Below are 26,955 nucleotides of genomic sequence, written 5' to 3'. Positions count from 1 at the left end.
TTTGTTGTTAGTGGGAACTATTGTTTTGATCTAATAATTCATTCATTTTTTATGCATTCTTTCTATCGTGCTGATTTAACATTCTATTAACATACAATTAATATTCAGCAAACAAGTAAGGAGTCATAACTAATTATGTTTGCGCCACAGAATATGATATAATTTGACTATAATGGAAAATGTTTATGTGATTTTAGTAGTCGTTCTTTTTGTGCTGGCTATTTCAGATTTAGTGGTTGGTGTTAGTAACGATGCTGTAAATTTTCTTAACTCAGCTTTAGGTTCCAAAGCAGCTTCTTTTAAGGTAATTATGATAATTGCTGCGATAGGAATTTTTATTGGAGCCACCTTTTCTAGTGGTATGATGGAGGTAGCGCGAAAGGGGATTTTTAATCCGCAATACTTTTATTTCTCAGAAATCATGATCATCTTTTTGGCCGTCATGATTACGGATGTGTTACTGCTGGATTTGTTCAATACCTTTGGTATGCCGACCTCCACAACCGTTTCTATCGTGTTTGAACTACTGGGCGGAGCCATTGCGATTTCAGTGATTAAAGTGAGCAAGAATCCGGATATACCTATTAGCGAGTATATCAATACCGCCAAAGCTTTGGCTATTATATCAGGAATTTTATTGTCTGTGGTAGTGGCCTTTTCGGTGGGTGCAGTTGTACAGTATTTTACCCGATTGGTATTTTCCTTTAATTATGATGCGCGATTGAAGTATTTGGGTGCACTGTGGGGAGGTATAGCCATCACCGCTATTACTTACTTTATATTGATAAAAGGTGCCAAAGGTGCTTCTTTTATGAACGAAGTTACCAAGGACTGGATCAAAGAAAATACCATAGAAATTATTGGTGTTTGCTTTTTAGGATGGACTTTCATATTGCAGTTGATGCGTATGATCTTTAAAATAGATATCCTAAAACTTACCGTATTGGTAGGTACTTTTGCGCTGGCCATGGCCTTTGCAGGAAACGACTTGGTGAATTTTGTCGGGGTTCCACTGGCTGGTTTTGAATCTTTTAAGATATTTAAAGCCTCGGGTGTGGCTGCTGATGGATTGTTGATGGAGTCCTTGGCAGGTAAAGTGAAGACGGATACTTATCTTCTTGTAATTGCTGGTCTTATCATGGTGGTTACCTTATGGACATCTAAAAAAGCACGTAGTGTGGTCAAAACATCCCTCGATTTGTCTCGCCAACAGGAAGGTGAAGAAAGGTTCGGATCTTCTTATCTGTCACGTACAATCGTCCATGGTGTTGTTAATATGGTTAATACACTCAATAAGTTTATTCCAGCTAATATCAAAGCTAGTATGGATAAGCAGTTTGATTCATCATTTTATGAAGGACAAAGAAAAGAATTGGGTGATGAGGCACCTGCTTTTGATATGTTGAGAGCCTCTGTTAACCTGGTGGTGGCCAGTGTCCTGATTTCTATGGCTACTTCGTACCAATTGCCTCTGTCTACTACTTATGTTACTTTTATGGTGGCCATGGGTAGTTCATTGACCGATGGGGCTTGGGGACGTGAGAGTGCCGTATATCGTGTTACAGGTGTGTTATCCGTGATTGGTGGATGGTTCTTAACGGCCTTTTCAGCCTTTACTGTTTGTTTTGTTATTACCAATATTATTTATTTTGGTGGTATATATGCCGTATTTGTGCTTATCGCTATGTCTATGGTGTTAATATACAGAACGCAGATCATTAGTAAGAAAAGGTCTGCCAGTAATTTAGCTACCGAGGATATTAACCTGGAAGAGGTGGAAGAAAAAACTTTGGGTAAAGCCATATTCAACAAGTGCACCAAAAACGTTACTGCTGCTTTAAAAGATATATCAGAACTTTATTCTTCTGCTATCACTTGTTTTCAGGCCGAAAATCGTAAGGAGTTAAAATCTAAACTGAAAGAGGTAAATCAAATTAATAAGTCCATCAAAAAATTAAAGGATAATATTTATAAAACAGTCAAAAAACTACAGGAATCTGAGATTGATTCGAGTTTGCATTATGTGCAGGTGATTGACTACCTCAGGGAATCAGCTCATGCCTTAACTTTTGTAGCTCAGCCATTTTATGAACATTTGGATAATAACCACTCTCCTTTTACCAATGAGCAGTTTAAAGACGTGAGTGTGTTAAAAGGCGAAGTGCAGGTGCTGATTAGCAAGGTGGTGAAGATGATTAATAGTGGTAACTATGATAATCTGGATAACGTTTATGTAGAACTGTTGGCGACCATGGATAATCTAAAGGACTTGCGTAAGAAACAGTTGCGGAGAATTAAGAAAGAAAAGTCCAGCACTTATACCAGTATGCTTTATCTTAATTTTTTACATGAAACACAGAACTTAATGCTTCACTTGGGCAATGTATTAAAGGCGCAACGTGATTTTGGGAAATATAATAACAATTAAGAAGGTTGTTGGTGCCCGCTTTACTGTTTGTATAATTTGCTTTTATCAATGTAGGGTAAGTGCTTTGTCCATGTTTATTTGCTCCCTTAGTTATTGACGTGTTGCGTTTAGCATGATGGGGGAGTGTCGGCCGGCTCGTGAATCAGGTATTGATAAGATTTTCTGTTTCATGGGTTTTGACTTGATTGTTAGCTAAACTTCTTTTGAGAGTCGCCCCTTTGTTTATGGAGGAGGTGCTCTCTTTAAAACTATTTTTATATTATAGTACGGATCCTCATCGTAGCTTTTGTGCGTGCTCCCTTATTGTCATATTAAAAAAGGAATAAACTTAAATCTACATGGTAAAAGAAATACTGACTACCCTGGGCATTCTGCTGTTGGGTTATGGGGGGTGCTGGGCACAGGATTCTGACTTTAAACCCAATGGTGCTTTTAATGGAAGATTGTATGCCAACTTTAATTCTTCACTCAAAAGTGATGACCCCACCACTGGCTTTGAGGTACAGCGTGCTTACTTTGGTTATAAATATAAGCTTACACCTGCTTTTTCCATGGCCCTGAAGCTTGATATCGGATCTCCTGATGCCTTGGGTGAAACAGGACAGATAAATAGGTATGCGTATTTTAAGACTGCGGCGGCTTATTATAAGGTAGAAAATGTGACCATTGGTTTTGGTTTGCAAAGTACCTATCAGTATAAATTGCAGAATGGTTTTTGGGGACGACGTTATATCTACAAAAATATTGCAGAAGGCAATAGTCTGGGACCCAGTGCCGATATTGGTCTTTCCTTTGTGGGGAAATGGAATGAATGGGAGGCTGATGTGGCATTTATGAATGGCGAAGGATATAAAAAACTTCAAAATGATAACTCTTTTAAGGCTACAGGAGGTATTACTTATCACCCCAATAAAACCTGGTTGTTTCGTATTTATGGTGATATGATCAATAAAGCAGTGGTGCAAAGTACTTATACTGCCTTTGTTGGCTATAAGGGTTCTCTTTTTAATTTGGCTCTGGAGGGTACCATGAAGGATAATGAAAATTATATCCAGGGTAATCAACGTTATGGATATTCCATATACGGGGCTTATTATTTGAGTGATGTTATCGAGCTATTTGCTCGCTATGATTATTTGGAATCGAACATCCCTGCCGGTGATCATTTGCCATGGAACTTAAGCGAGGATGGTTCTGCCATTATAAGTGGCGTTCAGTATAGCCCCATTCAGCATATACATATCGCTTTAAATTACCAAGATTGGGTTCCTTTGGCAAGTAATATGGAGATGGAGTCTACCATATTTGTTAATCTGGAAGTTACCTTTTAATATCTTAAACTGTATGAATATGAGAAATTTATCATATATCCTCCTTTGTATGATGGTTTGTACGCAAGCTTGTCGGAAAAGTGACTATGAAATTCCTGTTGGACCTGTGGTAATCAGCGATCATGGTACCGGAATAGGAGATGCAACCTGGAGGGCCAATGTGGATTATCTAATAGATGGTAAAGTGTATGTGAATGACGGCCAGTTGTTAACCATTGAGCCAGGTGCTGTTATTCGTTTCAAAGCAGGTGAAGGAGAGGAGGCGGGAGCCTTGATTGTAGCACGTGGTGGGAGGATAATGGCTGAGGGTACAGAGGAAAGGCCCATTGTATTTACCGCAGAATCGGATGACCTCGCAGGTTCTCTGCCTCCATTGACTTCCGGTTTGTGGGGGGGTATTTATATTTTGGGTAGTGCACCTATTAATACAGCCTCTGGGGAGGATTTGATTGAGGGCATACCAAGCTCTGAACCTAGAGCTGTCTATGGAGGTTTAACCAGTGATGATAACTCGGGTGTTTTTAAATATGTGTCCATTCGTCATGGAGGTACCCGGATATCTGATGTGAACGATATTAACGGTCTTACTTTAGGGGGTGTAGGTAGTGGAACTACCATTGAGCATGTGGAGGTAATGTCGTGTCAGGATGATGGTTTTGAGATATTTGGCGGTACAGTCACCTGCAAATACTTGGTGTCAGCCTTTAATGGGGACGATGCTTTTGATATTGAGAATGGATATGTTGGTAGATTGCAGTTCTTGGTGGCCATTCAAGGTGAAAATAACGGAAATACGCTGGTGGAGTTTAGTGATAGGGAAAATCATCCGCGAACCAGTCCCGTCATAGCCAATGGTACCTTTATTGGACAGGGTAGCCATTATAATAGGCAGTGTGCGGTTTTTAACTCCAGTGCCGGAGGATATATCAGTAATTGCCTTTTTATTAATCAGGATAGTGGTGTTGCTATCAATTATCAGCAGTCGCAGCTTGACTCATATACCCAATTTAATAATGGGCGTTTAAGTATTCGTAATAATATCTTTTTCGATGTTGCCGGAAATTCAGGGATATCTGTGTTTAGTGCCTATACCAACCTGGGCTTTGACATCACCTCCATCGATCAGGAGGTGAAGGCGCATTTTGCGGCAGGGCAGAATGTGATTTATGATCCGGGTATTGCTGCCTCTGCTCCCTATAATCTTATTCCCGAAAATTCAGTGTCTGATAATCTTGACGAACTACCCGATGGAATGGATCTGGTCCTTTTTAAAGGAGCAGTGGGATCTAACAATTGGGTGAAAAACTGGACTTATTTGGATCAAAGTGGTTTTTTGAAGTAATGAATGGTGGAAGTCGACAAGGTATTAGGGTGACGGGTTGTTGTAGGTGTTAATTTGGCGAGTTGTTGAAGGAGGTAAAGTTGTTAGCTTGTTAGATAGTTAGATGGTTAGCTTGTTAGATAGTTAGCTTGTTAGATAGTTAGATAGCTAGATGGTTAGCTTGTTAGGTTGTTAGGTTGGCATAGTGCGAAAGAAGTGTGTGCGGGACGGAAGATAACCCAAAAGCTGCATTAGAAAATCTATTACGCCTTTAAATGGCTTCAATAGAAGTCACTTCGTTACTTTTCTTCAATTCGCCATAGCGCTACTATGCCTCGTCTCAGAAAAGCCTTCTTTTATGGCCATTTTAATGCTCACAACGAAGTTCTAACACATCATTTAGGTTTGAACAGTGGATAGAAACGTTCTAAATTACCAATGAGTGGGTTTATCTGCTTTCTATATTTATTATCTTCACAGTCCAAGATATATAGGACAAAAATTAAACAAATTAAATATGGAAAGTTTAAAAGGAACAAAAACAGAACAGAACTTACTGAAGGCATTTGCCGGGGAGTCACAGGCAAGAATGAGGTATACTTATTTTTCTAAGCAAGCTAAAAAAGAGGGTCTAGAGCAAATTTCTGCTATTTTTATGGAAACGGCAGAACAAGAAAAAGAACATGCTAAACGTTTTTTTAAGTTTTTAGAAGGGGGTATGGTTGAAATAACTGCTACCTACCCAGCGGGTGTTATTGGAACAACGCTTGATAACTTAAAGGCAGCTGCTGAAGGCGAAAATGAAGAGTGGACTGAGTTATATCCTGAATTTGCGAAAGTGGCGGAAGAAGAAGGATTTAAAGAAGTGGCTGTTGCTTTTAAAATGATTGCCAAAGTAGAAGCTTATCATGAAGAGAGATATCGTACCTTATATGACAATCTGGAATCAGGTAAGGTGTTTGAAAGAGAGGATAAGGTAATTTGGAAGTGCCGTAATTGTGGTTTCCTTCATGAAAGTAAAAAAGCGCCACAAAAATGTCCGGCTTGTCAGCACGATCGTGCATATTTTCAAATAAAAGATGAAAATTATTAATAAAGTTATTTGATTATTGGTCAACGATCAGCTCTTTGTGGGCTAAGCGTTGACCAATTTTTTTTACCTAAACCTCACTATAGTGCTTTCGTTGATCCAGTCACCTAGTTTATAGGAATCTCCCTCTTGTAAACCATGGAAAAATCCACTTTCTTGATCTGGAATATATTTTGAGTAGAGGGCAATCTGCTCTTCGGCTTCTGGCGCACATTCCGGATCAATTTGCTTAGCCTTTGAAAAGTGGTCTATAACTACCCAGTATACAGTGGCATGTTCAAATTCATCATTACCATAATTCTTGCTGCCGGCCGCATAAATATTACCCAGCAATAAATAGGGTTTTCCCCAATCGCCTTTTAATGAAATGGATTTCTGTGCGAATTTTACGGCACTGGGGTAGTTTTTATTGTGAGCGAATTCCAGTACAGCCAGCTCGTAGTAATATAGCGAACGTGCCTCGTCTCCCTCACAGCTTTCGATGGCTTTGTTGTAATATTCGATGGCTTTGGTAAAATCACCTTTCTTAACAAACATCTTGGCCAAATGGTGAGCTGAAATGTGGGAAGGGTTTAAAGTGTAGTTTTTTTCGACCACACCTGCATAAAAGGCTGATTTGTTGCACTCTAGTTTATCTAGTAGAGTAATTATTCTTGTGATGTTTTCCGGATTTTCACTGTCCGCATTCAACTGGTCAGTCAATAGGGGTTCTATTACGGCACATTCTCCAGCTCCACTTTTAACCAACAAGTCCTCACATCCTTGTCTTATTTGCAGAATGCGAGGTTTTACTTTTGCACTGGCTTTGGCCAACTGTATGTCCAATACACTGGAGATAGTTAAAAAATCGTTTAAGAATTGTTGACTGTTCAGGTCGCCATGATCCAGTAGACTCTTGGATGTTTTCAACCAGGTAAAGAGAATGGCATCTTCTGATTTGTCCCCTTGTAATTCGAACGATCTTGTAAACCATTCGTAGGCATCTTTCATGGCTTGTGCTTGACCTCTTTTGTATTTCATTAAATCCAATGCTTTTCGCCCTAAGATCCATCCTTCGGAATATTTGGGGTGGCTGGAAAAATATTGGAGGCGTTGGTCGTAAATCATCATGATGGTATCAACGATTTCCGATTTTCTCTCTTCGGTTTTTGCTGTCTTATAATAATGGTCGTAAAGCTTAACACCATCGGCATATAATTTGACACTGGTTTGTGGACAGTTGGTAAACATGTAATTCCATGGTTCAACTGCGTAGTCGTACATCTTTTTTTTCAGGTTTAAAGAATAGATGGAGAATTGTTTTAGACATTCTATACTATCTTTTTCACTGGGATAAGTATTTTCGCCTTTAACAAAGGTACCAAGGCAAAGAAGGAGGATCCCCCATAATGCAATATGCTTTTTCATGGTTGTTGGTTTTAATAAGACATTAAACAATTTAGTTCTTTATGTAGTTATGTATGTGTTGTTGTCTGGTATCCAATAATCTTGCCAGTGTATGGTAAGGGTCAGATAGTGAGTTTGATACGTTGGTAGAGACAGGGGGTGTGCAGTGAAAACTGTTCGATTTAGACGGATGTTGTACGATAATGAACACTTTAGGACTGTAGGATGCTCGTAACTTGTAGCCTGTTGATCTATTGTTATATTTGCCACCAGATATTAATTAGAATACGTCTATGGAATCAATGATTAGTTTCTTCAAGAAAAAAGTGCAGCAATTTCCGGATAACACATTGTTGTGGGAAAAGGATAGCCGAATTTATCAATCTACCAGCTATCAAGAGGCATATGTTATGGTTCAGCAGTTGGCCGTGGGGTTAAAGGAATTTGGCATTGTTGGTGAAGAACGTCTTGCTTTGCTTTCTGAAGGAAGAAAACTATGGTTAATCAGTGAATTGGCCGTCTTGAGCAATAGGGCTGTCACGGTTCCTCTATCCATTAAGTTGGAGCCGGATAATGATTTAATATTTCGTTTAAAGCATTCGGAGAGTAGTTATGTGTTGGTGTCTCAGAATCAGCTGCATAAAATCAGGATGGTGAAAAAGGATCTTCCCGCACTCAAGAAGACTATTGTTTTTACCCCGGATATTCCCTTGGAGGATGACGAAGTGGATATACAGGAAATTATGGATTGGGGTAAGCGCAGGATGCTTGATGATACGGAGGCTTATGAGCGCCTGATCCAAAATGTACTTCCCCAGGATATAGCTACGATCACCTACACCTCGGGCACCACGGCACAGCCCAAGGGCATCATGCTCTCCCAAAGGAATTATACGGCCAATGTGGAGCAGGCCTTTAGCTATATCCATATACCAGCCGATTATCGTACGCTGGTTGTGTTACCCTGGGATCATGCCTTTGCGCATACTGCCGCACTTTATTCTTTTATGGATACGGGAGCCAGTATAGCTGCTGTTCAAGTGGGCAAAACACAGATGGAGACATTGAAAAATTTTACGAATAACATCCAGGAAATACAGCCACATGTATTAATGAGTGTTCCGGCTATGGCCAAGAACTTTAAAAAGAATATCGAGAAAGGAATGGATCAGAAGGGTAAGGTCATTCGTAGCTTGTTTGATTTTGCACTTAAGTTATCTTATTGGTATAATGGAACGGGTAACAATAGGGGTGCCGGATTAAAAAGACTGGCTAAACCCTTGGTGCATATCTTCGATAGAATATTATTTAGCAAGATAAAGATAGGCTTTGGGGGTAACCTGACTTTCTTTATTGGGGGTGGGGCTTTGCTGGATGATGACTTGCAGCAATTTTTCTATGCCATCGGGATACCCATGTACCAAGGGTATGGATTAAGTGAAGCCTCGCCTATTATTTCGGCCAATACCCCGCGGTATCATAAGCTAGGCTCTTCTGGAAAAGTAGTGAATAATTTGAAAATTAAAATATGTGATGATACGGGTAAATCGCTTGGGACTGGACAGCTTGGTGAGATTGTGGTTAAAGGTGAAAATGTAATGAAAGGATACTGGAAAAACCCGGAAGCTACCAAGGATACCATAAAGGATGGTTGGCTTTATACGGGCGATCTGGGCTATCTGGATCATGAGAATTTTTTGTATGTAAAAGGAAGATTTAAAAGTCTGTTGATTGGTTCGGATGGAGAAAAATATAGTCCTGAAGGTATTGAGGAAGCTATTGTTGATCATTGCGTGTTGATAGATCAAATCATGCTATATAATAATCAGAATGCTTACACCACAGCTATCGTAGTGCCCAATATGGAGAAAGTTAGTGCACTCAGGTCGCGTGTTGGTATTCAGGAAATAATTAAGCGGATAGATGCGGAACTGAATCAGTTTAAAGTCGGAGGACCGTATCAAAACCTTTTTCCTCAACGCTGGCTTCCTTCTACTTTTGCTATTGCCTCAGAACCATTCTCGGAACAGAATAAATTGATCAATAGCACCATGAAGATGGTAAGGGACAAGGTGGCTCTGTTTTTTCAGCAGGAAATAGATATGTGCTATTCTCCGGAAGGTAAAAAAATCGGAAATACCATGAATGTGGAGAATATGAGAAAACTTCTGCAGGAATAAAGGAAGGTAAAGTCATATATAGTGGCTGCAAGAAAAGGACTGTTTTTTCAGTCTTTGATAAGAAACGAATATGAATTTTAGCATTCTAAAATACACACAGAAGAATGATTAAAATTCATCGGGAGTTCCATATGACCATTGAAAGACAAATTATAATCATATGAAACGAGCCATGAGAGTGATCTCTCACACAGGTGAATGATTATCACGGCGAGTTCCATATGACCATTAAGAAATAAATTATAAACATATGAAAGCTTCAAAGACAAGGCTTTCGATATTTTTGAAACCAAGGAGTTTACTGATTGTAAATGACTGTTTCAAAAATGAGAATAACGCAGTATTTGGTGTTTTCTTGCAAAGACTATATAGTTAGTGTATTCATAGCGGATATGCAATGACTAGAGGAGTATCTTTCTGTTGAATTGGATTACGGCTTAAATAAAGAATTTATATGTAATAGACGGCGGTGTTTTTGAAAAGACATAGGATGCATGGAGAGTCAAAAAAACTTATAAATATACTTTGGTTCAATAAAACAGTAGCTTGCTCAATCATTTAAAGTCGTTAAACTAAAATATCACAAAAAAAGTCAGATTAGTGCCTGTGGAATAAGATTAAATTTTATTTTTGCACTTGTTAGGAGTATTAAATCTAGTGATATGACGAAGGTTAAAGTGAATTTGGTCACTATTTTAATTATAGTTAAATTACGTAACATGTTTGGTTATAAAGTCATTTGAAGACTATAAAAATCATCAATTAAGTTTAAAAATTTGAAAAGATTGCTATTTTATTAAACTTTTTATCAATTTCATACGTAATAAAACTGTCGATAAACTATTCTAAATGCAACAATACATTCGAAAGGCTTTAATTGCCAGCATTATAATAATGATTTCTGTTTCTGTTTCTTCACAGTACAGAACCAAAAGAAGGCAGTTTCTTGAAGGCTTCAAGATTCAACCTAAGGCCGGTGTTAATATGTTTTTCGGTGATTTGGTTTCAGAAGGTAGAACCAATTACGTTTTTGGTGTTGCTGCTGAAAAGGAATTGCTGTCCTATTTAAATGCCAGGGTGGATATCAATTATGGCTCTATGAAAGGGACGCAGATAAATGATGGAGCTACTCTGCCATATGCATACTTTGATAATTCCTTTATTCAATTTTCATTGGGAGCCACTTTCAGGCCCTTGGATCTGACACTGGGTTTGTTTAAACAGCGCTTGTTTAAGCCCTACGTAATTGCTGAAGCTGGTATTATACAGTATAGTGCTACTGAGTATTGGGGTGGTGCAGGAGAAGAACCTGATGGTACTGTTTGGCGAGAAGTGAGTGGCGCCAGTCCTTTGGTATCCTTTGGTGGTGGCGTTAATTATTATTGGGACAGTCATTTTAGTGTTACGGCTGAATTTATTGCATCCATGCCTTTCACAGATCAGTTGGATGGTCATGATGAGTGGTATATTGGTTATGGTACGCCAGGACAGCAAACGGTTGTTACCGAAGGTAATGACTTCTTTTATGTGGCTACGCTGGGTATTACTTACCTTTTCAACGACAGTCAATGGCGAAACTCGCCCAAGTACAACAGGAAAGCATATACAAAAACACGTAGTCTCTATAGAAAATCCAGAACAAAATATAAACGACCTAGTAAACGAAAATCAAAACGTTACAAACGATAATAAAAAGATATTCTTAAATCCTCCTGCCATAGTCATTGTGTAGGAGGATTTTTTTTGTCTTGGGAGTTGGTAAAGTTGTTAGCTTGTTAGCTTGTTAGCTTGTTAGCTTGTTAGCTTGTTGTTAGGTTGGCGAGCCGGTAAAGTCGTGGAGTTGTTGAAGTTGTGTTTCTCATTTAATCAATATCTTCCATTTACATAAGAAACTATCAGCTAATGAACCGCAGGGCAGGCCAGAATAATAGCCCCGGGGCCGGCGGTGGTGAGAAGCTTGAGGGTGGCGAGTTGGTAAAGCTGTTAGCTTGTTAGCATGTTAGCTTGTTAGGTTGGCGAGTTGGTAAAGTTGCGGAGTTGTTAAAGTCGTGGAGTCGTGGAGTTGTTGAAGTTGTTATAGTTGTGTTTCTCATTTAATAAATATCTTCCATTTACATAAGAAACTATCAGCAAATCAACTGCAGGGTTGGCCAGAACAATAGCCGTGGCCGGCGGTGGAGAGATGTAACCCGGAAAATGCATTAGAAAATCTATTACGCCTTAAAATGACTTCAAAAGAAGTCACTTCGTTACTTTTCTTCAACTCACCATAGCTGGTGCTATGCCTCTTCTCAGAAAAGCCTTCTTTTATTGCCATTTTAATGCTCATGACGAAGTTCTAATACATCATCCGGGTTTAAGGGCGCACTTGAGGTGGTAGTGCGGTTGGCCTAGCGCGAAGGAAGTGTGTGCCGGACGGAAAGATAACCCAAAAGCTGCATTAGAAAATCTATTACGAATTAAAATTGCTGCCAATCAAGTCGCCCGCTAACTTGTTTCAATTCACCATAGCTGGTGCTATGCCTCATCTCAATAAGTTCTTGATTGATTGCACTTTTAATTCTCATGACGAAGTTCTAATACATCATTTGTGTTGGTCGATGCGGGCTGATAGTGATCTATTGTTCTAGACCTTTTTGGTCCTTTTTATGGCAATGATAAAAAGGACATATCGATAAGCAGCAAGGGCAAGGTGTGTATCAAAAGAATCAATCTATCCTCTCTATACAGAATCAATATTTCCAATTTAATAAATGCATTCAAGTAAAACATAGAAGTTCTCAATTATAAAAACCATATTCAATAACTCTCAATGAATGAATAATCCCCATTTAAATACACAACAATCAGTAAAAAGACTGCAGGGTTGGCCAGAACAATAGCCCCGGGGCCGGCGGTAGCGAGAAGCTTGAAGTTGGCGAGTTGTTGTAGTTGGTAAAGTTGTTGTAGTTGTTATAGTTGGCGAGTTGGTAGCTTGTTAGCTTGTTAGGTTGGCGAGCTGGTAAAGTCGTGAAGTTGTTGAAGTTATTATAGATGTGTTTCTCATTTAATCAATATCTCCCATTTACATAAGAAACTATCAGCAAATCAACTGCAGGGTTGGCCAGAACAATAGCCCCGGGGCCGGCGTTGGCGAGATGTAACCCGGAAAATGCATTAGAAAATCTATTACGCCTTAAAATGACTTCAAAAGAAGTCACTTCGTTACTTTTCTTCGACTCACCATAGTAGTTACTATGCCTCGTCTCAGAAAAGCCTTCTTTTATTGCCATTTCAACGCTCATGACGAAGTTCTAATACATCATTTGGTTTGCTGATGTCGGGGAGGTAGTGACCTATTGTTCTAGACCTTTGGTTTTTTTTGTGGCAGTGTTTTATATTGTAGGCTTTTACGAGCATATATAGAAAGTGTCAGGTTCTTAAAACGATATCCAGTATTTTTCATGAATCGAGAAAACTCCAATGCATCCGCTAGGAAATTAAATAAAAGCTTTGTCATATTCTTTGGCTAACGAATTTGAATTTCATATTTTGAGCACCCAAGTTATGTTCTTATGGAATTAAAAATAAAATCAGATTTTAAACCAACAGGAGATCAGCCTGAGGCGATTAAACAATTGGTACAAGGTATTAATGAAAATATACCTCATCAGACATTACTGGGGGTTACCGGATCGGGAAAGACCTTTACGGTGGCCAATGTGATTGAACAAGTACAAAGACCCACATTGGTGCTGAGTCATAATAAAACACTGGCAGCCCAATTGTATGGGGAGTTTAAAAATTTCTTTCCTGATAATGCGGTGGAATATTTTGTCTCGTATTATGATTATTACCAGCCAGAAGCCTACTTGCCGGTGACAGATACCTATATTGAGAAAGATTTATCCATCAATCAGGAGATAGAGAAATTGAGATTAAGTGCCAGTTCGGCTTTGCTTTCTGGCAGAAAGGATGTGATCGTGGTGTCTTCTGTGTCTTGCTTGTATGGAATTGGAAATCCAGAGGACTTTCATGCCAATGTGGTCAACCTGAGTGTGGGGCAGAATATTGGGCGTAACCAACTCTTGAGGCTATTGGTAGATAGTCTGTACTCACGAAATGAGGTGGAGTTTAACCGGGGTAACTTTAGGGTCAAGGGTGACAATGTGGAGATATTTCCAGCTTATGCGGACCATGCTTTTCGTATTGGTTTTTGGGGAGATGAGGTAGAAGAAATTACCCTGTTTGATCCTACACATGGTACGACTATCTCGCAACAGGAGAATGTCTTGATATATCCTGCTAATCTGTTTGTAACCACCAAGGAGCGCACGCAGATGGCCATTCGGATGATTCAGGATGATATGATGGAGCATGTGACCTATCTGAAAGATATTGGTAAGCATCAGGAAGCCAAAAGAATTGAGGAACGGGTGACCTACGACCTGGAGATGATGCGTGAGTTGGGGTATTGTCCGGGCATAGAAAATTATTCACGTTACTTTGATGGTAGAAACCCAGGTACACGCCCCTTCTGTCTACTAGATTATTTTCCGGATGATTTTATGATGGTCATTGATGAGAGTCATGTGACAATTCCACAGATTAGAGCCATGTATGGGGGTGATAGGTCGCGTAAGGAGACATTGGTGGAGCATGGCTTTCGCTTGCCGGCGGCAATGGATAATAGACCGCTTAGATTTGAGGAGTTTGAGGAGATCGTGGGGACGGCTATCTATGTTTCCGCAACGCCAGCCGATTACGAGATTGAAAGGAGTGAGGGAGTCATTGTAGAGCAGGTCATTCGTCCTACTGGACTTCTGGATCCCATCATTGATGTTCGTCCGAGTCTTAATCAAATAGATAACTTGCTGGAAGAGATTCGTAAACGCATAGAGGTGAATGAGAGAATCTTGGTAACCACCTTGACCAAAAGAATGGCAGAAGAACTGACCAGCTATCTGCAAAAGTTAAATATTAAATGTGCGTATATACACTCTGATGTGGATACTTTGGATCGTGTAGAGATCATGGATAATCTACGTAAGGGCGTCTTTGATGTATTGGTGGGGGTTAACTTATTACGGGAAGGACTGGATTTGCCGGAAGTGTCTTTGGTAGCCATATTGGATGCGGATAAGGAAGGCTTCCTGAGGTCGGAACGATCCTTGACACAGACCGCTGGTCGTGCTGCCCGTAATATTAACGGACTGGTGATTATGTATGCTGATGTGATTACCAAATCTATGCAAAAAACCATCGATTCTACCAACCATCGTAGAGAGAAGCAGCTGAGGTATAATGAAGAGCATGGAATCACTCCGCAGCAGATTCATAAAAAACATACAGGTGTGCTAGGCCGTGGGGCAGCAGAGGAAAAAGCTTATGTGGAACCTGAAGGTATTGATGTGGCAGCTGATCCTGTGGTGAGTTATATGAGTAAAGAAGGACTTGAGAAAGCAGTGGAAAAAACAAAGAAAGCCATGCAGAAAGCTTCTAAAGAACTGGATTTTATTACGGCCGCTCAGTATCGCGATGAGATGTTTAAATTGCAAAAACTACTGAAGGAGAAAAGTTGATGAGGTGCTTAGTTGGCGAGTTGTTATAATTGCCAAGTTAAGAGGTTTTGGGTAAAAGGTATAAGGTATTATTTTTTTTGTTTTGGGAGTTGTTGTTCAATCTTGAAATGACTTCAAGTAAAACAAAAGTAGTTACAACTCATTCCTAACCAGATTCAACATTTCTCAACAAACGATCATTCTCACTTAAAAACCCAACAATCAGTAAAAAGACTGCAGGGTTGGCCAGAACAATAGCCGTGGTCGGCGTTGGAGAGAAGTTTGATGGTGGCGAGTTGGTAAAGATGTTAGCTTGTTAGCTTGTTAGATTGGCGAGCCGGTAAAGTCGTGGAGTGGCTGAGTTGTATTTCTCATTTAATAGATATCTTCCATTCGTATATGAAACTATCAGTAAAAGACCGCAGGGTAGGCCAGAACAATAGCCCCGGGGCCAGCGTTGGAGAGAAGCTTGAAGTTGGCGAGTTGTTAAGTTGTTGAAGTTGGCGAGTTGTTGAAGTTGGTAAAGTTTTTAGCTTGTTAGCTTGTTAGCTTGTTAGATTGGCGAGCCGGTAAAGTCGTGGAGTGGCTGAGTTGTATTTCTCATTTAATAGATATCTTCCATTCGTATATGAAACTATCAGTAAAAGATCGCAGGGCAGGCCAGAACAATAGCCCCGGGGCCGGCGCTTGCGAGAGGCTTCCCTGGGCGCACTTGAGGTGGTAGTGCGCTGGACGGAAAGGGAAGTTGATGTAGGGCTGATAGCGATCTATTGTTCTAGACCTTTTTGGTTCTTTTTGTGGCAATGACAAAAAGAACATATGGAGACAGTTCAATATTGAAAAGACTTCAAGTAAAACAAAAGTAGTTACAACTCATTCCTAACCAGATTCAACATTTCTCAACAAACGATAATTCTCACTTAAAAACCCAACAATCAGTAAAAAGACTGCAGGGTTGGCCAGAACAATAGCCCCGTGGCCAGCGCTGGCGAGATGTAACCCGGAAAATGCATTAGAAAATCTATTACGCCTTAAAATGACTTCAAAAGAAGTCACTTCGTTACTTTTCTTCGACTCACCATAGTAGTTACTATGCCTCGTCTCAGAAAAGCCTTCTTTTATTGCCATTTTAATGCTCATGACGAAGTTCTAATACATCATCCGGGTTTAAGGGCGCACTTGAGGTGGTAGTGCGCTGGACTTGAGGAGGTAGTATGCCGGACGGAATTATTACTCAAAACATCATGCAGGAGCGCATGGTCTTATTGAAGGCGTGATCTTTGTTTATTCATGGCATACACGATAAAGTCGTGCGATAGCAGTAATGAGCCATGTCAATACTTGATTGGGTATGTCTATGATTTAGTGTGATCTTATAGATTAGTAGGTTTACAGTCGACAAATAAAATTTATCTGCCGACTGCTTGCTGTATTATTTTTCCATTTCTTTATAAACCAGCGCGCTAGCTCCTACGATGGCAGCATCGCCACTGTCTAGTTCAGAAGGAAGAATCTTAATTTTATCCGTAAATATGGGAAGTAAATGAGCTTCCATGCTTTCTTTGGTTGGCTTAAAGATATAATCGCCTGCAGCTGTTGGGCCACCAAATAAAAAGATAGCCTCAGGACTTAAATGGTGTACAGTATCCGCTAGTCCTTGACCCAAATATTTTCCGGTAATTTCAAATACTTCCAAAGCTATCTTGTCGCCAGCCTCGGCAGCGTCAAAGATCATCTTCGAATCCAGTTCATTAAAGGATTTATTGGCCAATAACGAGTCGGTGGCATTGTATCTAGCCATTAATTCGAAGGCTGTACGTTTCATGCCGGGAGCGGAGCAATAGGCTTCTAAATGGCCTTTGGCACCACAGCCACAAGTTCTACCGTCAGGGATGAGGGTGGTATGACCGCATTCACCTGCAAATCCGTCATGACCATAAACTAAGTCACCATTCACTACGATACCTGAACCTACCCCTGTACCTAATGTGTACATCACAAAGTTCTTCATGCCTTTGGCTCCTCCGTATATCATTTCTCCGATGGTGGCAGCGTTGGCATCGTTGGTTAAAGCAATAATATCCAGCTCAGGGAAGCGTTTTTTTAGCAATTCGACAAAGGGAATAATACCTTGAAATGATAAATTGGGTGCATATTCAATGGTTCCGTTGTAATAGTTTCCATTGGGAGCACCAACTCCAATACCCAATACAGTTAGTATCTCTCCAGCCGAACTAACCAAGTTACGAATAGCTGCGGTTAAATCATCCATGTATTTTTCAATGTCTCCATGACTGGGTGTTTCAATACCTCCTTTGGCAATTACTTTTCCTGCTTCGTCAACAATGCCGATGGCGGTGTTGGTTCCACCGATATCCACTCCTACAGATACTTTTTTCATGTGTTTAAATTTTTTTATGCTCACACGGAACTTGCCAGGCTAATCATCTACCTGTGTAAGAATAGTCTCCTCGTGGCTTGTTTCATGTGCTTCATTGGTTTTTTGATCTTGAATGTGTTATTATTTATTGCACAGGTAATACAATTTTTATTGAAGGTTATTGTGTATTCGACATAAATTTCCTTGTTCTGTATGTTGTAAAACAAGGATAACGCCAAGCACAGCCCTCATAGTCCAAAAATAGAAAAAAAGAGAAACTCTAACGGGAATTATTTGCTTTATTGTTTCTTTTCTTCAAAATGTTGTACTGAGATGGTGGATGATTCGGTTAAGAAGTTGCAATTTGGCGAGTTGGTAAAGCTGTTAGCATGTTAGCTTGTTAGGTTGGCGAGTTGTTAAAGTCGTGGAGTTGTTGAAGTTGTTATAGTTGTGTTTCTCATTTAATAAATATCTTCCATTAATGTACAAAGCTATCAATTAATGAACCGCAGGGCAGGCCAGAACAATAGCCGTGGCCGGCGTTGGAGAGAAGTTTTCCTGGGCGCACTTGAGGTGGTAGTGCGGTTGGCCTAGCGCGAAAGAAGTGTGTGCCGGACGGAAAGATAACCCAAAAGCTGCATTAGAGAATCTATTACGAATTAAAATTGCTGCCAATCAAGTCGCCAGCTAACTTGTTTCAATTCACCATAGCTGGTGCTATGCCTCATCTCAACAAGTTCTTGATTGATTGCACTTTTAATTCTCATGACGAAGTTCTAATACATCATTTGGGTTCGCTGATGCCGGGGAGGTAGTGATCTATTGTTCTAGACCTTTTTGGTCCTTTTTATGGCAATGATAATGACGAAGTTATCATGAGGGCCTTTAAAAATAAACCTCCCCGAATAAAAAGGACATTAGCGGAAGTTTCAAAAGCAAGCAATATACCATGTACGAAGTAAAGCATGGTTCACTCTAAAGCGATGATTGTTTTTAAATTGCAAGCGTTGAGATATTTTCATCTTAGGACCCGTTATGCCTCGTCTCAGAAAAGCCTTCTTTTATGGCCATTTAATTGGCGAGTTGTCTAAATCGTTGAAGTTGGCGAGTTGATAAAGTTGTTAAGGTGGCAAGGTGTTGTAGTTGTAGAGTTGAGAGTTGTCTTTCTGAGACATTGAAAGCCTTCTTTTTTAATAGAATTTCAAGTAAAACATAGAACCTCACTATTTATCAATAATGATTGATTTGCGAAATCTAATTTATTCATATTTTAATTATTAATTATAGTTTTAAAACCTAAATAAGTTTTATTAATTTTGGTATACATTATTTAAAATTTTGTGTTGAGAGACATGTGTTTCATAATGTTCTCTCATTGCACTGAAAATTAAACAGGTATACTGTTAATGCTTTAATTTTTAACCAATACACACATGTATAAATTAAAATTGATAGTTGACGATAATGAACGTTGGCTAAACAAACTAAACTATGAGTATTTTTGTCCTGTAAAAGACAATAATAAATACTATCAGAAATTTTTACAATTAAATTTTCCCTTTGATATGGAAGATAGTGATCATTTATCCCCTTATCACAAAGGAAATATACCTTCCGTTAGATTAAGTCGTCTCGATAGGGAATTAAAAAAAGAAGCTTTAAAAGAGTCAGAAAGCGACTTTACTTCGAATGACTTTGATAATACACCGAAAACACCCAAAGAACGATATTATACTGCCTTGACAAGATTGCGTTATAGTAAAGGACTCGATCATGGTATCATCCCCAATATCGATCGAAAATACGACAGGTATATACGTCCACAGCAAGCCATCTGTAAGCCGATTGAATTCAATAAATTTGGAGGTATCTTTAATCTGGAGTTAATATCTACATCAGATGATGATTTTTGGTATCAATGGATGTTATCCTCACAACTCAAAAACGGAAGAATTGAATTTTATGAAGGAGATGGCGATATGGCTTTTAAAATTCAATTTTGGGATCGCTTTTGTATAAGTATCGGAGAACAGATGAGTTCGTTAGACCATTTGGGGATGATCATGCAAATGCGTATATCATCTGCGATTACACAAAATAGAAATGTACAACATGAAAAGGTCTGGAAGATTACCGATCTATCTTCTAATAGCAGTGAAGAAGTACAGGAAGAAGTGGCATATGACGACTTGTACATGGTAGATGACAAAAACAATAAAATTGATGATGTTATACCTGGTATGCATGTTGAGCTGGTTATTAAAACATCGGGTTGTATAGGAAAAAGCATTACCATCGACTTGAGTAATGAGAAGTATGATTATAAATATAATGGTGATGTTTTGGAAGGAGATGTTTTGAGTAATTATACTATTCGTCAAAATATTGAACGAATACCTCTTGAGGTAATCGAACAACAACAATCTTAAAGCTATGTTAACAATAAATACAAAAATAGTAAACGTTAGTGCAAAATCACTTAAAATAAAGGAGACTCCAACTGCTAAATTAACAGCTTATTTTGAACGCCCCAATGATTATGATGGAGAATTTGGTTTTGATTGGTACCGTAATTATTTCAGCACAAAACTTGCAGACCCAACAAAACAGGAGGCTTTAAAAAATGAATATACCCCAACAATAATTAATGATGAAGATTACTATGTCCCATGGCTAGCTCTTAAAAAAGATAAAACTGCTACATTAAACTTAAAACGTCTCAAAAAGAAGTTGGTCAATTAAATGTACTAAAGAACTGTCAGCCTCATGAAATTAAAATACGCTTTGTAAAGGTTATTGCCTATCCGAATAAGGGATATTTTAAGAAAAATGATTCTGTAGAAAAATCTGAATGGGTTGATAAACAATATAATAGTGAAAAGGAGTATCTGAGTGCAATGATTGCAAAAAACAAGGTAATCGACTTTATACAAAATAAAGCCTTCAATCAAGCTCTTATAAATACTGAAATAGATCCTAAAGATTACACGATTGCCCTAGATGGCAATACGCTTCAAAGTGAGGGTAAATTGGATGGATATACTATAAAAGATGCTAACTTTCTCAGGGTGATATCTAATATATACATAGAAACTTATGAAAAAACACAAAAAAGTAGGGATATCATAATTTTCACCACAGCATTGCAAAAAACCAACAATGGTATTCTAATTAGTGGTGAAGGATTTTTATATAAAGCGTCAGATCGATTTTGTATAATGTATGATGCCGGATTAGATCGACCTGCTGCTTATGTACATGAATTAGGGCATGTGTTAGGATGTGAGCATTCGTTTGTAGATATACCGGATAAATGGGAACAAGCTAAGAATAAAGCACTGAGTCGAATTAACGAAAATAATGAAAACATACAAGCGGGAGATGTAGATATTGTCAAATACGAAGAAAAAATATCGGATGCCAATATTAAAATAAGTACTCTCAAAAGTAAGTTGGAGTTGATGAAACAATCCAATAGTGCAACCGCTCAAAAAAATATTTTTACACTTAATAAAAATATAGAAACGTTAAATAAGAACATTAGCAAATATAAGGCTGCGATAGCAAATAATAAAGCTAATAATGAAATCTATAAACAACGAGTTTTGAATGCTGAAAAAAAATTAGCAGAGCTTAGTAGCATAAAAGAAAAAAATCCCTACCGTTTTTTTAATCAAGGCACGACTAGTAATTTTATGGACTATTCCAGTAATATGAATGATTTTTATAAGTGGCAATGGATGGCCATGCAAGAAGATGTGGAAAAATATTATAATAAAGTAGATCTATGAAACGAGCCATAATAAAGTATTTAGCTTCGCTGATCTTTGATTCACGCACAGGAGTATATTTAATTCTGGCGAGTTCCATATTACCATTGAAAGAAAAATATAGACATATGAAACGAGCCATGAGAGTGATCTCTCACACAGGTGAATGATTATCACGGCGAGTTCCATATGACCATTAAGAAACAAATTATAAACATATGAAATTGTTATTTTTATCAGTATGCGCTCTTTTTCTTACTATAAATATACATAGTCAGATGGTTAATGATGCTGACACCCTAATAATTGAGGAAATCATACTGTTAGACACGGGAGAAGTGGTGCTAATGCCAGAGTTTATAGAAGATTATAATATAGGTTTTGGGAAGTATAACGAGCCTAAAATGTATATTAATACCAAGGGACTGTATGTAAATGTCGATTCCACTCTAATGAGTGCAGATTTAGTTATTGGTACAAATAAAGATCCAAATATATTACCAGATATATTAAATAACCATACTGGTAAGCTAAAAAGAAATGTAATTCAAAGAAAAAAAGAAGTGCCTTTTATAGATATACATGATTCGTTTAGTGAGGAGAATGAGCTAACAGGCAGACTAGAAGGGGATGTGATTAAGGGAAAAAAAGAAGGTCTTTGGATTGAACGTAAATATGAAAGAGATAGAAAAAAAAGTCCTTTTGTTCATATTAAGAACATGAACTATACTAATGGTCTTTTGGATGGTGAATACTGTGTATTTAATGATCGAGGTGATACGTTAGGGATCTCTTTATTTAAACAGGGCACTGGTAATTATGTAGATTTTTATTCTACCAGTGGTGTATTAAAAGAAAAGGGACAGCTGGTGAATGGGAAAAAAGAAGGACGATGGTATTTTTACGATGAAGAAGGAGAATTGATTAGGTCAGCGATTTACAAAAACGATTATTGTATCACCCAATGAATATAAGAAGTATGAAACGAGCCATGAGAATTAGTTTATACACAGGGGGATGATTATCCGGCGAGTTCCATATGGCAACTAAAAAACAAATTATAATCATATGAAACGAACATGAATTTTAGCATTCTAAAATACACACAGAAGAATGATTAAAATTTATCGGGAGTTCCATATGACCATTGAAAGATAAATTTAAACATATGAAATCTGTAGTGTTTATCTGTATATTATTATACTCAATAAGTAGCTTCGGTCAAGAACTGAAACATTACGCAAAAAACAAAGCTCTTGAGAAAGCCAATAAGGCACTACCTGTGTATCATGTGATCGATTATACGCTGATTGAAGGGAGTCAAAATATTACCGTAAACGAAGAAGGTCTTTATGTTCGTTCCGACTCAACCTTGCTTACTGGCATTGTCTATTTATATCTGACAACAAGCGATGATCCAGAATCCGTTTATGGTTGGTCTAATGGCATAATAATAAACGGTAAAAAGGAAGGTAGCTGGATAAAGGAAATTTATGCAAAAAGAAAGAAAAGTGTTTTAGTTCAAGAGATGAATTATAAGAATGGACTGTTGGATGGTGATTTTTGTGTATATGATATTCATGGAAATACATTGCCTTTAATAAATAACCCTTTGATAACAATTCTCACGACATCCTCTTTGAAGAATGGAAATGGAGTTTACATGGATTTTTATTATGAGAATGGAGCATTAAAAGAATATGGGCAAATTAAACATGGAAAGAAAATTGGGCAATGGCACTTATACGACAAGCAGGGTAATGTTTTAAAAGTAGAGACCTATGATAATGGTTTTTGTATCAACTATTAAAAAATAAAGTATTTCATTTGAAAAGAGTAATTCTATTTTTGACAGTATTGGTATGGATGGTCGGCTGTAGCACCCATAAAGAATTGAACCAACTGCGTAGGCAATATGTAAAGAATGATGATATATGTGATTGTAATGGCTTATTTAATTTGCGGGAGAAATATAAAACTTTAGATGCTTTTCCCAAAGCCGTGGAACTGGTTGATTCAATGCGAAAAGGCTATGGACTTAAGAAACTTATGGTATTTTATGAAGATAGTCTGGTTAGAAAAACATTACGATATAATACACCTACGAGTTTAGCATATATTTATATATATCATAAACCATTTCATGTATTACAGATATTAAGTTATGAATATAATTTTCAGCTTGAATATAGAAGTTATGAATTCGAGCCTGTCGGTATTGGTCAGTTTGTTAGATATGACACGCTTGGTAACGTACAAAAAAAAATTTATAAAAACTATATAAAACCTTATGAAACAGAAAAAGAAGGCAGGAAAATTAAACGCAAATATCCCATTTGTTGGCGAGAGGCTTATTTACTGGCTAAGAAATTTACCGGGATAAAGGATGATAAAGAAGTTTATCGTTTATCTAGAGGAACCATTAAAAAGCAATATTGGTATGTGGCTTTTGGGAATAATCCTCCTAATGATATTTATATGGTCAATGCCAAAAATGGCAAGGTGAAATAGGAAGTCCCAAGTGCTTTTACTGATGCAGGCATCAAACCATTTTCCTGATGTAGTTTAAGTGTGAAGTTGAAAGGACTGTTTTGGATATGAGTATTCACCTGCAGGTATATCGGATAAACGGGAACAAGCAAAAATCCCTACCGTTTTTTTAATCAAGGCACGACTAGTAATTTTATGGACTATTCCAGTAATATGAATGATTTTTATAAGTGGCAATGGATGGCCATGCAAGAGGATATTGAAAAATATTATAAAAATAATGAACTATGAAACGAGCCATAATAATTGTTTCACACAAAGAGAGATGATTAATTTTGGCGAGTTCCATATGACCATAGAAAGAAGAATATAATCATATGAAACGAACATGAATTTTGACATTCTAAGATGCACACAGTAGAATGATTAAATTCATCGAGAGTACCATGTGACAATTGAAAAATAAATTTAAACATATGAAATTGTTATTTTTATCAGTATGCGCTTTTTTTCTTACTATAAATGCACATAGTCAGATGGTTAATGATGCTGACACCCTAATAATTGAGGAAATCATACTGTTAGACACAGGAGATGTGGTGTTAATGCCAGAGTTTATAGAAGATTATAATATAGGATATTTGTATTATAACGAGCCTAAAATGTACGTTAATACCAAGGGACTGTATATAAATGTTGATTCTACTCTATTGACCGCATATTTAAATGTTGACACAACTGAAGATACGGATATACTAACGATGTATAGAAATGATAATCTGTCTTGTGGACTAGAAGGAAAAATGATTAAAAGAAAAAAAAGAAAAAAAGAATTGCCTTTTATAGATATACATGATTCGTTTAGTGAGTTTGGTGAAAGTAATTTTCTCACAGGCAGACTGGAAGGGAATGTGATTAAGGGAAAAAAAGAAGGTCTTTGGATTGAGCATCGATCTTTTGAGAGTGAAATAGCTTTAATTCATATTAAAAACATGAACTATATTAATGGTCTTTTGGATGGTAAATACTGTGTATTTAATAATCAAGGCGATACGTTAGGGATCTCTTTATTTAAACAGGGCACTGGTAATTATGTAGATTTTTATTCTACCAGTGGTGTACTAAAAGAAAAGGGACAGCTGGTGAATGGGAAAAAAGAAGGTCGATGGTATTTTTACGATGAAGAAGGAGAACTGATTAAGTCATCCATTTATAAAAACGATTATTGTATTACCCAATGAAAATAAGAAGTATATGAAATGAGCCATGAAAATTAGTTCATACACAGGAGTATATTTAATTTTGGCGAGTTCCATATGATCATTGAAAGAAAATTATAGACATGAAAACTACTTTGATTATCTGTATATTACTTTGCTCAATAAGCAGCTTCGGTCAAGAGCTGAAACACTACGCAAAAAACAAAGCCCTTGAGAAAACCAATAAGGCACTACCTGTGTATCATGTGATCGATTATACGCTGATAGATGGGAGTCAGAATATTACCCTAAACGAAGATGGTCTTTATATTCGTTCCGACTCAAGCTTGCTTACTGGTATTGTCTATTTATATCTGACAACAAGCGATGATCCAGAATCCGTTTATGGTTGGTATAATGGCATAATAATAAACGGTAAAAAGGAAGGTGGCTGGAGAAAGGAAATTTATGCAAAAAGAAAGAAAAGTGTTTTAGTTCAAGAGATGAAGTATAAGAATGGCCTGTTGGATGGTGATTTTTATGTATACGATATTTATGGAAACACATTGCCTTTAATAAATAATCAGCAGGTAAAAAATCACACTACATCCTTTTTTAGAAATGGAAATGGAACTTATGTAGATTTTTATTACGAGGATGGAGCATTAAAAGAAGAGGGTAAATTGAGACGTGGTAGAAAGCTTGGTCAATGGCACTTATATGACAAGCAGGGTAATGTATTAAAAGTAGAGACCTATGATAATGGATTTTGTATCAACTACTAAAGAGAATTAAAGTATATGAAACGAGCCATGAGAACGAGTTCACACACATAGAGGAATGATTAACTCTGGCGAGTTCCATATTACCATTGAAAGAAAATAAACATATGAAATTGTTATTTTTATCAGTATGCGCTCTTTTTTTTACTATAAATGCACATAGTCAGATGGTTAGTGATGCTGATACCCTAATGATTGAGGAAATCATGCTGTTAGACACGGGAGAAGTGGTGCTAATGCCAGAGTTTATAGAAGATTATAATATCGGTTTTGGGGAGTATAATGATCCTAAAATGTACATTAATGCTAAGGGGCTATATCAACATGTTGATTCTATTCTATTGACTGCATATTTAATTATTGATACAACTGAAGATACGGATATACTAACGATGTATAGAAATGATAATCTGTATTGTGGATTAGAAGGAAAAATGATTAAAAGAAAAAAAAGAAAAAAAGAAGTACCTTTTATAGATATACATGATTCGTTTAGTGAGGAGAATGAGCTAACAGGCAGACTAGAAGGGGATGTGATTAAGGGAAAAAAAGAAGGTCTTTGGATTGAGTATCGATCTTATGAGAGAGAAATAGCTTTAATTCATGTTAAAAACATGAACTATACTAATGGTCTTTTGGATGGTGAATACTGTGTATTTAATGATCGAGGTGATACGTTAGGGATCTCTTTATTTAAACAGGGCACTGGTAATTATGTAGATTTTTATTCTACCAGTGGTGTATTAAAAGAAAAGGGACAGCTGGTGAATGGGAAAAAAGAAGGACGATGGTATTTTTACGATGAAGAAGGAGAATTGATTAGGTCAGCGATTTACAAAAACGATTATTGTATCACCCAATGAATATAAGAAGTATGAAACGAGCCATGAGAATTAGTTTATACACAGGGGGATGATTATCCGGCGAGTTCCATATGGCAACTAAAAAACAAATTATAATCATATGAAACGAACATGAATTTTAGCATTCTAAAATACACACAGAAGAATGATTAAAATTTATCGGGAGTTCCATATGACCATTGAAAGATAAATTTA

At 37.6% G+C, this 26,955-nt stretch carries 20 protein-coding genes; 16 read left to right on the top strand and 4 right to left on the bottom strand.

Annotation, left to right across the window (positions count from 1 at the left end; genetic code table 11):
• Positions 1-172 precede the first annotated feature (172 nt).
• From CYTFE_RS0110970 to rbr, 4 genes are all read left to right on the top strand, one after another.
• Complete coding sequence (locus tag CYTFE_RS0110970) at positions 173-2,428, top strand: inorganic phosphate transporter (RefSeq protein WP_027471824.1); 2,256 nt, start codon at positions 173-175, stop codon at positions 2,426-2,428.
• Positions 2,429-2,766: 338 nt separating this feature from the next.
• A complete protein-coding gene (locus CYTFE_RS0110965; protein ID WP_044213967.1) occupies positions 2,767-3,759 on the top strand; it encodes a hypothetical protein in 993 nt (330 codons plus the stop codon).
• 19 nt (positions 3,760-3,778) lie between these two features.
• Entirely contained in the window at positions 3,779-5,101 is a 1,323-nt protein-coding gene (locus tag CYTFE_RS0110960) for a hypothetical protein (RefSeq protein WP_027471822.1), read from the top strand.
• A gap of 496 nt (positions 5,102-5,597) precedes the next feature.
• Positions 5,598-6,173 (top strand): rubrerythrin, encoded by a 576-nt coding sequence (rbr, locus tag CYTFE_RS0110955; protein WP_027471821.1) that lies wholly within the window; start codon positions 5,598-5,600, stop codon positions 6,171-6,173.
• Positions 6,174-6,236: 63 nt separating this feature from the next.
• Here rbr and CYTFE_RS28705 read toward each other — a convergent pair whose 3' ends face one another.
• Entirely contained in the window at positions 6,237-7,577 is a 1,341-nt protein-coding gene (locus CYTFE_RS28705; RefSeq protein ID WP_052343149.1) for a tetratricopeptide repeat protein, read from the bottom strand.
• Between the two features lie 272 nt (positions 7,578-7,849).
• On the opposite strand from CYTFE_RS28705, the gene CYTFE_RS0110945 reads away from it, so the two are divergent.
• Positions 7,850-9,736, top strand: coding sequence for an AMP-dependent synthetase/ligase (locus CYTFE_RS0110945; RefSeq protein ID WP_027471820.1), 1,887 nt, complete (start codon positions 7,850-7,852; stop codon positions 9,734-9,736).
• Between the two features lie 849 nt (positions 9,737-10,585).
• Entirely contained in the window at positions 10,586-11,425 is an 840-nt protein-coding gene (locus CYTFE_RS0110940; protein WP_027471819.1) for a hypothetical protein, read from the top strand.
• A 1,361-nt stretch (positions 11,426-12,786) separates the two neighbouring features.
• Here the strand turns inward: CYTFE_RS0110940 and CYTFE_RS0110930 are convergent.
• Positions 12,787-13,020 carry a hypothetical protein gene (locus CYTFE_RS0110930; protein WP_027471818.1) on the bottom strand — a complete coding sequence of 78 codons (234 nt, stop codon included), beginning with the start codon at positions 13,018-13,020 and terminating at the stop codon, positions 12,787-12,789.
• 270 nt (positions 13,021-13,290) lie between these two features.
• Between CYTFE_RS0110930 and uvrB the strand changes: the two genes are divergently transcribed.
• A complete protein-coding gene (uvrB, locus tag CYTFE_RS0110925) occupies positions 13,291-15,297 on the top strand; it encodes an excinuclease ABC subunit UvrB (protein ID WP_027471817.1) in 2,007 nt (668 codons plus the stop codon).
• 858 nt (positions 15,298-16,155) lie between these two features.
• Here uvrB and CYTFE_RS0110920 read toward each other — a convergent pair.
• Both CYTFE_RS0110920 and CYTFE_RS0110915 read right to left on the bottom strand, forming a co-directional pair.
• Positions 16,156-16,416 carry a hypothetical protein gene (locus CYTFE_RS0110920; protein ID WP_027471816.1) on the bottom strand — a complete coding sequence of 87 codons (261 nt, stop codon included), beginning with the start codon at positions 16,414-16,416 and terminating at the stop codon, positions 16,156-16,158.
• Between the two features lie 292 nt (positions 16,417-16,708).
• On the bottom strand, positions 16,709-17,677 hold the full coding sequence (locus CYTFE_RS0110915) for an ROK family protein (RefSeq protein ID WP_027471815.1): 969 nt from the start codon (positions 17,675-17,677) through the stop codon (positions 16,709-16,711).
• A 1,412-nt stretch (positions 17,678-19,089) separates the two neighbouring features.
• Between CYTFE_RS0110915 and tssD the strand changes: the two genes are divergently transcribed.
• From tssD to CYTFE_RS0110860, 9 genes are all read left to right on the top strand, one after another.
• The gene (gene tssD / locus CYTFE_RS0110910) at positions 19,090-20,085 is read left to right on the top strand and encodes a type VI secretion system tube protein TssD (protein WP_027471814.1); all 996 of its coding nucleotides are present in this window, start codon (positions 19,090-19,092) and stop codon (positions 20,083-20,085) included.
• 4 nt (positions 20,086-20,089) lie between these two features.
• Entirely contained in the window at positions 20,090-20,398 is a 309-nt protein-coding gene (locus CYTFE_RS0110905; protein WP_027471813.1) for a hypothetical protein, read from the top strand.
• A gap of 155 nt (positions 20,399-20,553) precedes the next feature.
• Positions 20,554-21,447, top strand: coding sequence for a hypothetical protein (locus CYTFE_RS0110900; protein WP_027471812.1), 894 nt, complete (start codon positions 20,554-20,556; stop codon positions 21,445-21,447).
• A gap of 197 nt (positions 21,448-21,644) precedes the next feature.
• Entirely contained in the window at positions 21,645-22,394 is a 750-nt protein-coding gene (locus CYTFE_RS0110890) for a toxin-antitoxin system YwqK family antitoxin (RefSeq protein WP_154665654.1), read from the top strand.
• A gap of 200 nt (positions 22,395-22,594) precedes the next feature.
• Positions 22,595-23,236, top strand: coding sequence for a toxin-antitoxin system YwqK family antitoxin (locus CYTFE_RS0110885; RefSeq protein ID WP_027471810.1), 642 nt, complete (start codon positions 22,595-22,597; stop codon positions 23,234-23,236).
• A 17-nt stretch (positions 23,237-23,253) separates the two neighbouring features.
• Positions 23,254-23,937, top strand: a complete 684-nt coding sequence (locus CYTFE_RS0110880) for a hypothetical protein (RefSeq protein ID WP_152541925.1) — start codon at positions 23,254-23,256, stop codon at positions 23,935-23,937.
• Positions 23,938-24,392: 455 nt separating this feature from the next.
• Positions 24,393-25,157, top strand: coding sequence for a toxin-antitoxin system YwqK family antitoxin (locus tag CYTFE_RS0110870; RefSeq protein WP_027471808.1), 765 nt, complete (start codon positions 24,393-24,395; stop codon positions 25,155-25,157).
• Positions 25,158-25,258: 101 nt separating this feature from the next.
• Positions 25,259-25,900, top strand: coding sequence for a toxin-antitoxin system YwqK family antitoxin (locus tag CYTFE_RS0110865; RefSeq protein ID WP_027471807.1), 642 nt, complete (start codon positions 25,259-25,261; stop codon positions 25,898-25,900).
• A gap of 104 nt (positions 25,901-26,004) precedes the next feature.
• Positions 26,005-26,760 carry a toxin-antitoxin system YwqK family antitoxin gene (locus CYTFE_RS0110860; RefSeq protein WP_154665653.1) on the top strand — a complete coding sequence of 252 codons (756 nt, stop codon included), beginning with the start codon at positions 26,005-26,007 and terminating at the stop codon, positions 26,758-26,760.
• Positions 26,761-26,955 lie beyond the last annotated feature (195 nt).

Origin of the sequence: Saccharicrinis fermentans DSM 9555 = JCM 21142, assembly GCF_000517085.1 — a bacterium.
Classification (GTDB): Bacteria; Bacteroidota; Bacteroidia; order Bacteroidales; family Marinilabiliaceae; genus Saccharicrinis; species Saccharicrinis fermentans.
Note: the sequence above shows the minus strand (reverse complement) of the source record. Positions and strands in the feature narration are given on the sequence as shown.

Bases quoted from the DNA above. Each gene is read 5' to 3' on its own strand.
- CYTFE_RS0110945 (WP_027471820.1), top strand. From the start codon at position 7,850: ATGGAATCAATGATTAGTTTCTTCAAGAAAAAAGTGCAGCAATTTCCG.
- CYTFE_RS0110885 (WP_027471810.1), top strand. From the start codon at position 22,595: ATGAAATCTGTAGTGTTTATCTGTATATTATTATACTCAATAAGTAGC.
- CYTFE_RS28705 (WP_052343149.1), bottom strand. From the start codon at position 7,577: ATGAAAAAGCATATTGCATTATGGGGGATCCTCCTTCTTTGCCTTGGT.
- CYTFE_RS0110865 (WP_027471807.1), top strand. From the start codon at position 25,259: ATGAAAACTACTTTGATTATCTGTATATTACTTTGCTCAATAAGCAGC.
- CYTFE_RS0110920 (WP_027471816.1), bottom strand. From the start codon at position 16,416: ATGAGCATTAAAATGGCAATAAAAGAAGGCTTTTCTGAGACGAGGCAT.
- CYTFE_RS0110965 (WP_044213967.1), top strand. From the start codon at position 2,767: ATGGTAAAAGAAATACTGACTACCCTGGGCATTCTGCTGTTGGGTTAT.
- rbr (WP_027471821.1), top strand. From the start codon at position 5,598: ATGGAAAGTTTAAAAGGAACAAAAACAGAACAGAACTTACTGAAGGCA.
- CYTFE_RS0110905 (WP_027471813.1), top strand. From the start codon at position 20,090: ATGTTAACAATAAATACAAAAATAGTAAACGTTAGTGCAAAATCACTT.
- CYTFE_RS0110960 (WP_027471822.1), top strand. From the start codon at position 3,779: ATGAGAAATTTATCATATATCCTCCTTTGTATGATGGTTTGTACGCAA.
- CYTFE_RS0110870 (WP_027471808.1), top strand. From the start codon at position 24,393: ATGAAATTGTTATTTTTATCAGTATGCGCTTTTTTTCTTACTATAAAT.
- uvrB (WP_027471817.1), top strand. From the start codon at position 13,291: ATGGAATTAAAAATAAAATCAGATTTTAAACCAACAGGAGATCAGCCT.
- CYTFE_RS0110890 (WP_154665654.1), top strand. From the start codon at position 21,645: ATGAAATTGTTATTTTTATCAGTATGCGCTCTTTTTCTTACTATAAAT.
- tssD (WP_027471814.1), top strand. From the start codon at position 19,090: ATGTATAAATTAAAATTGATAGTTGACGATAATGAACGTTGGCTAAAC.
- CYTFE_RS0110940 (WP_027471819.1), top strand. From the start codon at position 10,586: ATGCAACAATACATTCGAAAGGCTTTAATTGCCAGCATTATAATAATG.
- CYTFE_RS0110860 (WP_154665653.1), top strand. From the start codon at position 26,005: ATGAAATTGTTATTTTTATCAGTATGCGCTCTTTTTTTTACTATAAAT.
- CYTFE_RS0110970 (WP_027471824.1), top strand. From the start codon at position 173: ATGGAAAATGTTTATGTGATTTTAGTAGTCGTTCTTTTTGTGCTGGCT.
- CYTFE_RS0110915 (WP_027471815.1), bottom strand. From the start codon at position 17,677: ATGAAAAAAGTATCTGTAGGAGTGGATATCGGTGGAACCAACACCGCC.
- CYTFE_RS0110930 (WP_027471818.1), bottom strand. From the start codon at position 13,020: ATGAGCGTTGAAATGGCAATAAAAGAAGGCTTTTCTGAGACGAGGCAT.
- CYTFE_RS0110900 (WP_027471812.1), top strand. From the start codon at position 20,554: ATGATTGCAAAAAACAAGGTAATCGACTTTATACAAAATAAAGCCTTC.